8 protein-coding genes and 1 riboswitch are annotated in these 9,102 nt (G+C 42.3%); of the genes, 7 read left to right on the top strand and 1 reads right to left on the bottom strand.

Annotated features, from left to right (window positions below):
• From ODU34_RS09970 to ODU34_RS09955, 4 genes are all read left to right on the top strand, one after another.
• Positions 1-187, top strand: a 187-nt coding sequence (locus ODU34_RS09970) for a transposase (protein WP_398578486.1), incomplete at its 5' end; no start/stop codon positions are given.
• Between the two features lie 316 nt (positions 188-503).
• Positions 504-608: riboswitch (glycine riboswitch) on the top strand.
• Between the two features lie 106 nt (positions 609-714).
• Entirely contained in the window at positions 715-2,049 is a 1,335-nt protein-coding gene (locus ODU34_RS09965) for a sodium:alanine symporter family protein (RefSeq protein WP_205015061.1), read from the top strand.
• 95 nt (positions 2,050-2,144) lie between these two features.
• Complete coding sequence (locus ODU34_RS09960; protein WP_002937530.1) at positions 2,145-2,993, top strand: mechanosensitive ion channel family protein; 849 nt, start codon at positions 2,145-2,147, stop codon at positions 2,991-2,993.
• Positions 2,994-3,003: 10 nt separating this feature from the next.
• A complete protein-coding gene (locus tag ODU34_RS09955) occupies positions 3,004-3,591 on the top strand; it encodes a DUF4352 domain-containing protein (RefSeq protein WP_169050572.1) in 588 nt (195 codons plus the stop codon).
• Positions 3,592-3,815: 224 nt separating this feature from the next.
• Here ODU34_RS09955 and gdhA read toward each other — a convergent pair whose 3' ends face one another.
• On the bottom strand, positions 3,816-5,162 hold the full coding sequence (gene gdhA, locus ODU34_RS09950; RefSeq protein ID WP_014636785.1) for an NADP-specific glutamate dehydrogenase: 1,347 nt from the start codon (positions 5,160-5,162) through the stop codon (positions 3,816-3,818).
• A 222-nt stretch (positions 5,163-5,384) separates the two neighbouring features.
• On the opposite strand from gdhA, the gene ODU34_RS09945 reads away from it, so the two are divergent.
• The 3 genes from ODU34_RS09945 (at position 5,385) to ODU34_RS09935 (ending at position 8,730) form a co-directional block, all read left to right on the top strand.
• On the top strand, positions 5,385-6,323 hold the full coding sequence (locus tag ODU34_RS09945) for a dihydroorotate oxidase (protein WP_105179056.1): 939 nt from the start codon (positions 5,385-5,387) through the stop codon (positions 6,321-6,323).
• Between the two features lie 332 nt (positions 6,324-6,655).
• Positions 6,656-7,888, top strand: coding sequence for a CapA family protein (locus tag ODU34_RS09940; protein ID WP_105179055.1), 1,233 nt, complete (start codon positions 6,656-6,658; stop codon positions 7,886-7,888).
• An 11-nt stretch (positions 7,889-7,899) separates the two neighbouring features.
• The gene (locus ODU34_RS09935) at positions 7,900-8,730 is read left to right on the top strand and encodes a Cof-type HAD-IIB family hydrolase (RefSeq protein ID WP_105179054.1); all 831 of its coding nucleotides are present in this window, start codon (positions 7,900-7,902) and stop codon (positions 8,728-8,730) included.
• Positions 8,731-9,102 lie beyond the last annotated feature (372 nt).

The raw sequence follows: 9,102 nt of genomic DNA, 5'->3' as shown, positions 1-9,102 counted from the left end.
TTTAAAATATAAGTATGGAAATCGAAAGTTTTGGGCTAGAGGCTACTATGTTAGTACCGTTGGACTGAATGAAAAGACAGTTGCGAAATATATTCGCGAGCAGGAGAAAAATGACATTGCACTTGATAAATTGAGTGTCAAAGAGTATGAAGATCCATTTTCAGATGGCAGTTTTAGAACGAGATAAAAGCCCGTTGTTACGGGCATTAGTCAAGTAATTATAGCACTAACCTGAACGAAGTTCAGCGAACGTCTTTAGACGTCGCTGGAGAGAAACGGCTTATAGCCGGTGTACAAGCCACCCGTTTTCACGGGTGGTTATGACTACCTTGAAACAAGACAGTAACAGAGTTCTATCTTCGGCTTCGTTTCCTAGGCCACTTTTGATTTTCATTGAGTATCAGAAAATATTCTTGATTTTTTCGTGAAATTAGATTAAAATAAGACTAGATAAAACTGAATAACCGGTTGATATTGGGTAGAAGGGAAACTGACTGTTCAATGGACGGAACTCTGGAGAGACCATTTTGGCACCGAAGGGGCAAGGTAGTTCTGCTTGTAAAAGTAGAGCTACTGAAACTCTCAGGTAAAAGGACAGAGCGTTGAAAAATAGGCTTTTTCTGTATTTTTCACGTTGATTCTAGAGGTTGAAGGGTTCAGCCTCTTTTTGTTTTTCCGGCAGCTTTATCGGATTAGAAACGCTTAGGAGGAACTATGTTAGAACTATTTAAAGCTATCAACAATCTTGTTTGGGGACCGCCTCTCTTAATACTTTTGGTCGGTACAGGTGTTTACCTTACGCTCCGTTTAGGGATGTTTCAAGTTAGCAAGTTACCGACAGCCTTTCGTCTGATTTTCTCTAGTGACCAGTCTGGTCAAGGAGATGTGTCTAGCTTTGCGGCTCTTTGTACAGCTTTGGCAGCGACAGTTGGTACGGGAAATATCGTCGGAGTGGCAACAGCCATTACGACAGGTGGACCAGGGGCTCTTTTCTGGATGTGGGTAGCAGCCTTTTTCGGGATGGCAACTAAGTATGCGGAAGGATTTTTAGCCATTAAATACCGTACCAAGGATGCCAACGGTCAAGCAGCAGGTGGGCCTATGCATTATATCACCTTGGGGATGGGACAGAAGTGGAAACCCTTGGCTGTTTTCTTTGCTATTTCTGGTGTTCTGGTGGCACTTTTGGGGATGGGGACATTTTCACAGGTTAATTCGATTGCATCTTCCATGTCTTCGAGTTTTGGATTAGCTCCCCAGTTGGTCAGCATTGTGACAGCCATTTCAATTGCTTTCTTTATCTTTGGGGGAATTGAAAAAATCTCGGATGTTTCGACCAAAATCGTTCCTTTCATGGCGATTTTATACATTTTGGCAAGTTTGATAGTCTTGTTAGTTCACTGGAATGAACTGCTTCCGACACTTGGTTTGGTTCTGAAATCTGCCTTCTCACCTGCAGCAGCAGTAGGTGGCTTTGTAGGGGCAACTGTAAAAGAAGCGATCCAACGTGGTATTGCGCGTGGAGTGTTTTCAAATGAATCTGGTCTAGGTTCGGCGCCTATCGCAGCTGCAGCAGCCAAATCGGATAATGCTGTTGAGCAAGGCTTGATTTCTATGACAGGGACATTTATTGATACATTAATTATCTGTAGTCTAACTGGTTTGTCAATTTTGGTGACTGGTCAGTGGACAGTAGAAGGACTTGAAGGGGCACCACTGACGCAGGCAGCCTTTGCGACTGTTTTTGGCAGTACAGGATCTATTGCCTTGACGATTAGTTTGGTACTTTTTGCTTTTACAACTATTCTCGGATGGTCTTACTATGGTGAACGCTGTATCGAGTTTCTATTCGGTACCAAATCCATCTTGCCTTATCGTCTGTTATTTGTGGCAATGGTAGCTCTTGGTGGCTTCCTCAAACTAGACTTGATTTGGACCGTTGCAGATATTGTAAATGGTCTCATGGCCCTACCAAACTTGATTGCCTTACTAGCCCTCTCTCCTGTTATCATCAAGGAGACACGCCAGTATTTTGCAAAGAAGAAATAAGATAAGGGAGTGAGAAGACGAACTCTGAGAAATGGCTTTGGACTTTTTGCCCAGCCTCTTTGCTCTTTTAGGATGTTTTCTGCTATAATTATCTCATGAATGATTTTATTACCAAGTATTTGTCTCAATTTAATATTGAGGCCATTGTGACAGCAGGTCTAAATAAGGTTTTATCGCTTGTTTTACTCTTTGTTGCATTTTACATTATCAAGAAGATAGCCAAAGCTTCTGTGAAAAAGGTTTTGGTTCCCTCTCTAAAGGTATCTACACAAGACATTGGTCGTCAGAAGACCATCAGTCGTCTGGTGGAAAGCATCCTAAATTACCTACTCTACTTTATCCTTATCTACTGTATTTTGAGTATCCTCGGTTTACCGGTATCCAGTCTTCTTGCAGGGGCCGGGATTGCTGGGGTAGCTGTTGGGCTGGGCGCACAAGGTTTTCTCTCAGACTTGGTCAATGGATTCTTTATCTTAATTGAACGACAGTTTGACGTCGGAGATGTGGTTAAGTTAACCAACGGGCCCATTACCATTTCAGGAACCATCGTTAGTATGGGAATCCGAACAACACAAGTACGTGATGCAGATGGGACATTGCATTTTATTCCCAATCGCAACATTCTAGTGGTGTCCAATCAGTCAAGAGGGGACATGCGTGCTCAAATCGATATTCCGCTCAAATTTAATACCGATTTGGAACAAGTCTATCGTGTAATAGAAGAGGTCAATTTGAGAGAAATCAGCAATTTTGACCAGATTACAGGTGTGACTGTATTAGGTCCCCAAAACGCTATTTCGGGACAGTTTGTATTTCGTGTTAATCTTTTCGTAGCCAACGGTCAACAGAACAAGATCTATCATCAATTCTTTGGTTTTTATCAAGATGCTCTGCGTCAAGCAGGAATAGATTTACCTTCAAGTGGACCAACTGTTTTAAAATAAGGAGTTTATTATGCAAACAAAAGATTTTGTCGTTGAAAATGGGCAGATGTATTATAAGAAGAAACCCTTGCACAAACAGCCTCTCTTTTGGACGACCATTGCTGGTGCAGTCCTCTCCTTTATCCTAGGAGTAACCTGTTTTATTTTTATGATCGGTCTAAGCGCAGCAAATTTTGATAATTGGGATACAGGTAGTGACGGGTATATTGATGAGACTGTAGAATACACGGAGTATCAAGTTGGTGACTCAGTTGATTTTTCTAACGGTCTTCATGTAACAGTAACATCTATGGGGAAAGATGATAGCATAGAACTAGTAGATAGCTACTACAGCACAGCTTATGTTGTTGAAATGGAAGTTGAAAATTCGACCGCAAAAGAGCTCTATTTTGATGAATACTATTTCAGTCTCATTGATCCGGTTAGTCAGATTCCCTTTTCCCTGGATTTACGGACCTACGATGTGAATCTAGTCGAAAAGTTGAAGCCAGGAGAAAAAGTACAAGTAAAACTTATCTACGGTGTAGATAATGAAACAAACTTTGGTTTTACCTACGAAGATGCCATGTGGACGGAATTAGTCGCAGAAGGTATCTAATCGCTGTAGAAAAAGTTTTAAATACTGCACAATTTTGCGGGTTTATAACACTCCTTGGTTCAGATTGTTCGGCTTGATAATCGACCTATCTGTTATTTTTACATTTTAAAAAGGAGAACATGTTTATCCACTGTTCTCCTCTTTTTTTAATGAAAAATACCCCCAAAATTAGCACGTCAATTTTTGGGGCGTTTTTATTATAGTTTAGTAAACTAAAAGTAAGCTTATACCAAACCTTGGGCAATCATGCTATCCGCAATTTGTTCAAAGGCTGCGATGTTAGCACCTGCAAGGTAGTCTGTACCAAGGTCGTATTTTTCAGCAGTTTCTTTGGCTGTGTTGAAGATGTTGGCCATGATGTCTTTGAGACGTCCATCCACTTCTTCACGAGTCCATGACAAGCGAAGGCTGTTTTGGCTCATTTCAAGGGCAGATACGGCTACACCACCAGCATTGGCTGCTTTTGCAAGGCCGTAAAGAACGCCATTTTCTTTGTAAACTTTGATAGCATCAAGGTCAGATGGCATGTTGGCACCTTCAGCCACACAGTAAACGCCATTTTTCACAAGGGCAGCAGCTTGCTCGCCGTTGATTTCGTTTTGAGTCGCACATGGAAGGGCAATGTCAGCCTTGCCATCGTAGTTCCATACAGAACCTTCGAAGTACTTAGCAGTTGCTTTTTCTGCAGCGTATTCTGTCAAACGAGCGCGGCGTTTTTCTTTGATGTCCACCAAGAGGTCAAAGTCGATACCAGTTTCGTCAATGATGTAACCATTTGAGTCTGACACAGAGATGACTTTTGCACCGAGTTCAGTCGCTTTTTGAACAGCATATTGGGCAACGTTACCAGAACCTGAGATAAGGACTGTTTGGTCTTTGAAGGATTTACCGTTTGCAGCCAACATGTTATCAGTGAAGTAAACCAAACCGTAACCAGTTGCTTCTGGGCGGATTAATGAACCACCGAAGCCAAGAGGTTTACCAGTCAAGACACCTGCATCAAACTGGCGGAGGCGTTTGTATTGACCGTACATGTAACCAATCTCACGACCACCGACACCGATGTCACCTGCAGGGACGTCAAGTGAAGGTCCGATGTGTTTTTGCAATTCAGTCATGAAGCTTTGGCAGAAGCGCATGATTTCAGCATCAGTTTTTCCTTTAGGATCAAAGTCTGAACCACCTTTACCACCGCCGATTGGAAGACCAGTCAAGACGTTTTTGAAGATTTGCTCGAAACCGAGGAATTTCAAGATGGATTGGTTTACAGTTGGGTGGAAGCGAAGACCGCCTTTGTAAGGACCTACAGCTGAGTTGAACTGAACACGGTAGCCACGGTTGACTTGAACATTTCCATCTTTATCTGTCCATGGAACACGGAAGCTGATGATACGCTCAGGCTCAACGATACGGGCCAAGATGTTTTCTTCGATGTATTCTGGGTGTGCTTCAAAAACAGGCTCAAGTGTAGAGAAGAGCTCTTCTACAGCTTGGAGGAATTCTGTTTCATGTGGGTTGCGGGCTTTGACTGCTTCAAAAGAAGCTTGGATGTAAGCTTTGGCATTTGACATGGGATCACCTGATTTCTTTTTTATTTATTAAATTATCTGACAATTTAATTTATCTGATAATTATTATAGCACCATGATTTTTAAATGTAAAGAAGAAAATGTAAGAATTTTAAAAAAATTAATAAATTTTTATTGCAAAATCCGAACGTTAGTAGTAAATGGAGAAAATCCGTTTGTTTCTTATGATATAATCGAGAAAGAACAACCAATATGGAGGATAATATGGTTTCAACAGCAACGACACTCGGTGGATTTACCTTTGATAATTGTTTGATGAATGCGGCAGGGGTTTGGTGCATGACCAAGGAAGAATTGGATGCGGTTAAGAACTCGAAGGCGGGTACTTTTGTGACAAAAACAGCAACCTTGGACTACCGCGCGGGTAATCCAGAACCACGTTATCAGAATGTTCCGCTTGGTTCTATCAATTCGATGGGCTTGCCAAATCAGGGCTTGGCTTACTATTTGGATTATCTACTAGAATTGCAGGAAACGGAGCCAGAACGCACATTTGTTTTATCTTTAGTTGGAATGTCGCCTGATGAGACTCACGAGATTTTGAGAACTGTAGAAGCCAGTGATTTTAAGGGGCTGACAGAGTTAAATCTTTCTTGTCCCAATGTCCCTGGAAAACCGCAGATTGCCTATGATTTTGAAACGACAGAAACCATTTTGCAGGAGGTCTTCACTTACTTTACCAAACCACTCGGTATTAAGTTGCCACCTTATTTCGATATTGTGCATTTTGACCAAGCAGCAGCGATTTTCAACCAGTTTCCTTTGAAGTTTGTCAACTGTGTCAATTCGATTGGAAATGGTCTCTATATCAAGGATGAGTCAGTTGTCATCAAGCCTAAAAATGGTTTTGGTGGTATCGGTGGAGAGTATATCAAGCCGACTGCTCTTGCCAATGTCCACGCTTTTTACCAGCGCTTGAAACCAGAGATTCAGATTGTTGGGACTGGTGGCGTCTTGACAGGTCGGGATGCCTTCGAACACATTCTCTGTGGTGCCAGCATGGTTCAAGTTGGGACAACCCTGCAAAAGGAAGGTGTGGCAGCCTTTGAACGCATTACGGCTGAATTGCAGGCCATCATGTCTGAAAAAGGCTACGAGACCATTGAAGATTTTCGTGGCAAGCTACAGCACTTGGATGATTAAAATCATCTGTTGAAGACATAAAAAGAAGCTAACATTGTACCGTTCTCCCAGATAGTCTTTTAGGGAGTTAGGAAGGGATAATGTTAGCTCTTTTTAAATGGTCTGTGAAGATCGGTCTGATAATCGTTTGAGGAATGGAATACATAGTCGGAAACATATATTTGTGAGATGGAATTCTGATTTTATTTAGATTTTTTAGCAAAAATGTCGTATACTAATATTAGAACCTCTATTTATAAGTGATGTACTTTTATGGAAGAAATAGTTTTTTGAGGGACTACTGACTGTATTTTGAACAAAGGTTCTTAAGTAGGGAGTATGAGGGTAAAGGTATGGAGAAAAGGGCGAACTCTATTCGCAGAAAACGATATGCGTCCTATCGGACAAAGATGCATTTGTTTTTTATTTGTGGCTTAGCGACTATTATCTTGGCGATTATTATTGTAAGCGAGCAGCTAGTTCCTAGGCTGAATCAGGCATCAGAATCAATGCACTCAGATAATTCTGTTCGCATCATGGCCCACGGAGATTTACTCTATCACTTGCCTATTCTTCGAGGAGCAGAACAGCCAGATGGAAGTTACGATTTTTCTGAGAATTTTACCTACGTAAAGCCCTGGATAGAACAGGCTGATTTCGCTATCGCAGACTTTGAAGGGACCATTTCCCCAGATGTCGAATTAGCAGGTTATCCACTTTTTAATGCGCCTGCCATTGTCGCCAACAATATCCATGATGCGGGCTACGATTTGGTGGACTTAGCCCACAATCATATTTTGGACTCACATCTTTCTGGATTGGTTTCCACTGTCAATACATTTAGAGATGCAGGTGTGGATACAGTCGGTGTCTACGCTGAAGGCAATCGGGCAACTGCACCACTCTACATTCGGGAAGTCAATGGTATCCGTATAGCGGTTTTAGCCTATGCTTACGGTTTCAATGGGATGGAGGCTTTGCTGAGTCAGGAGGAATATGATGCCTATTTATCGGATTTTGATAAAGAAAAGATGCAGGCAGAGATTGAGCGAGCTGAGAAAGAGGCAGATATTACCATCGTCATGCCTCAGACGGGTGTGGAATACCAGTTAGAGCCTACGGAGGAACAGACCGGTTTGTACCATCAAATGATTGATTGGGGAGCAGACATCGTTCTTGGTGGGCATCCGCATGTAGTCGAGCCCGCAGAGATTATTGAAAAAGATGGTCAGAGAAAATTGATTATCTATTCGATGGGGAATTTCCTGTCCAATCAGCGTATTGAAAGCATGGATGATACACCAAATTCCCAATGGACCGAGCGGGGTGTCTTGATGGATATAAGGATTCAAAAAGAGGATGGGCAGACAAGTATTCGGACAGCCCAAGCGCATCCAACCTGGGTGAATCGTATCTCTCAGGGAACGTATTCACTAGATGGTTATGAGCGTTTTAGCTATCAGACCTATGTATTGGAAGACTGGGTCGCTGGTGGTCGATACTATGGACAATTGGATCTAGATACGCAGGCGCGTGTGGATACAGCCTATCAAGAAATGAAAGACTTTGTCAATTTGGTATGGTGAGGAGAGAGAAGATGATAGTTCGATTAATTGCAACAGACATGGATGGGACCTTTTTAGATGGTCAGGGGAGTTTTGATAGAGAGCGATTTTCACGGGTCTTGGAGAAGCTAGAAGAGAAACATATTCCATTTGTCATTGCGAGTGGGAATGGGATGGGCAGGTTATTGCAGCTCTGCCAAGGATTTGAAAATCGACTGATTGTCGTGGCTGATAATGGTGCCCATGTGTATCAAAATGGCAAGACAGTAATTCGTCGGGTTATTCAGCAAGTGGAAGTTGAAGCAATACTGCATTTTTTCAAAGGCCGTTGGGCGGATGTATGTCTGATGTTATCGAACGATGTAAATATTTATATGCAGGCTGGGGCAGGTATGCCATTTGCAGGGACGGATTTGCCAATAGAACCAGTTCAAATGGCTGCCTTCCAAAATCGTGTGACCTATTTAGACGACCTCAGTGCCTATCCTAATTTTGAACCTATTTATAAGGTTGGTCTCTGGGTTCCTGAAGCACGTGTAGAATTGATAACGGAAGAGTTTAACCAGGCTTTTCAAGGTCAGATGGTTGCAGTGACTAGTGGCTATGGCTCCATTGATATATTGCCAGAAGGGATTCATAAGGCATGGGGCTTGGAACAGGTTTTGACCAGTTTGGATATCGAACCTGAACAGGTGATGGCCTTCGGTGATTCAGACAATGATATTGAGTTATTGTCCTATGTTGGCTATCCCTATGCCATGGAAAATGCGACAGACAAGGTCAAGGCGGTAGCCAAGTACCGAGCTCCCAGCCATCTGGAGGCAGGTGTACTTCAGGTCATTGAAGAATATATAGTCATTTAGTTTATCTTTGATTACTTCGACGAGCGAGGAAACGTCGTTTCCTTATTTCCAACTTCAAACACTCCACAGGAGTGATTTGAACTCGCTTTGCCGTACTCCAGTACAGCCTGCGACTTTTTGATGCGAACGTTGTTCGCTTTATTTCCAGCCTCCAAAGGTTCCCCGAACCTTTGAAGCTAGTACTAAAAGCAAACTAAACAACTATATTTTATAAGTATATAGAAAAAAGCTAGTGTTCTCAATCCTGAACTGCTCCCTGTCAAGTGGACAATGAAATAATAAAAGATTAGGCGACGGCCTTGTTCCTCATTTCAAGAGGGGCAAGGCCGTTGTTGCGTTCTTGAAATCGTTGATGATTATAAAAATAGATGT

The organism is Streptococcus sp. 2018WUSS126 (assembly GCF_044427425.1).
GTDB lineage: Bacteria > Bacillota > Bacilli > Lactobacillales > Streptococcaceae > Streptococcus > Streptococcus hashimotonensis.
This window is presented reverse-complemented; position numbering and strand designations above follow the sequence as displayed.

Coding starts and splice junctions, on each gene's coding strand:
- ODU34_RS09955 (WP_169050572.1), top strand. CDS start 3,004: ATGCAAACAAAAGATTTTGTCGTTGAAAATGGGCAGATGTATTATAAG.
- ODU34_RS09960 (WP_002937530.1), top strand. CDS start 2,145: ATGAATGATTTTATTACCAAGTATTTGTCTCAATTTAATATTGAGGCC.
- ODU34_RS09965 (WP_205015061.1), top strand. CDS start 715: ATGTTAGAACTATTTAAAGCTATCAACAATCTTGTTTGGGGACCGCCT.
- ODU34_RS09935 (WP_105179054.1), top strand. CDS start 7,900: ATGATAGTTCGATTAATTGCAACAGACATGGATGGGACCTTTTTAGAT.
- ODU34_RS09940 (WP_105179055.1), top strand. CDS start 6,656: ATGGAGAAAAGGGCGAACTCTATTCGCAGAAAACGATATGCGTCCTAT.
- gdhA (WP_014636785.1), bottom strand. CDS start 5,162: ATGTCAAATGCCAAAGCTTACATCCAAGCTTCTTTTGAAGCAGTCAAA.
- ODU34_RS09945 (WP_105179056.1), top strand. CDS start 5,385: ATGGTTTCAACAGCAACGACACTCGGTGGATTTACCTTTGATAATTGT.